The sequence below is a fragment of the Mesorhizobium sp. M7A.F.Ca.CA.002.04.1.1 genome (assembly GCF_004022805.1).
GTDB lineage: Bacteria > Pseudomonadota > Alphaproteobacteria > Rhizobiales > Rhizobiaceae > Mesorhizobium > Mesorhizobium ciceri.
In genome coordinates this window covers 1-548 of sequence record NZ_RZPL01001273.1, presented here as the reverse complement: position 1 = coordinate 548, position 548 = coordinate 1, and the positions used below count along the sequence as shown (strand labels likewise).

General features: G+C 61.5%; 1 pseudogene. It reads right to left on the bottom strand.

The annotated features are described in order from the left end of the window. Positions 1-204, bottom strand: a pseudogene (locus tag ENZ75_RS33750) (GAF domain-containing protein); the annotation flags it as partial. Positions 205-548: the final 344 nt, after the last annotated feature.

The window sequence follows — 548 nt, the reverse complement described above, 5'->3', positions numbered from 1 at the left end:
CCCGAGCACCATTTCCTCGTCCGACTGCAGGAAATAGAAACCGGCCCAGTTGAGGTCCGGCACCATCTGGAAGATGAGTGCTGCGGTGTTGGCGGCGTTGGCGATCGAATCGCGCTCACCCTCGAGCAGCGCCTTCAATTGGGTGGCGAGGTCGCGGTAGAACGCGGGCTTGTCTGAGGTGTCGATGGCCTTGGCCGCAAACATGAACGTGTCTCCGTGTCGGGGATGGCGGTTCGTCCGATCGCTTGCCAAAGTCCGGCGAGCTCCGCAACCAGACGGCCGCCTGGACAGTCTAGCGTGGATTGCGTCCCCTTCGAAAGCCGCAAGATCATGATTGCCTCCCGGGACTGAGCCGGGCGACTGCGTAAACTTTGCGATGATCATCTTGAGAATCGTAGCGGCCCCGATCGGGGCCGCCATTCACATCTCCAACAGATCGGACAAATCCTGGGTTTTAGTAGCCGCCCATGCCGCCACCGCCGCCACCCGCAGGTGCTGCATCCTTGGCCGGAACGTCGGTGATCATCGCTTCGGCGGTGATCAGAAGG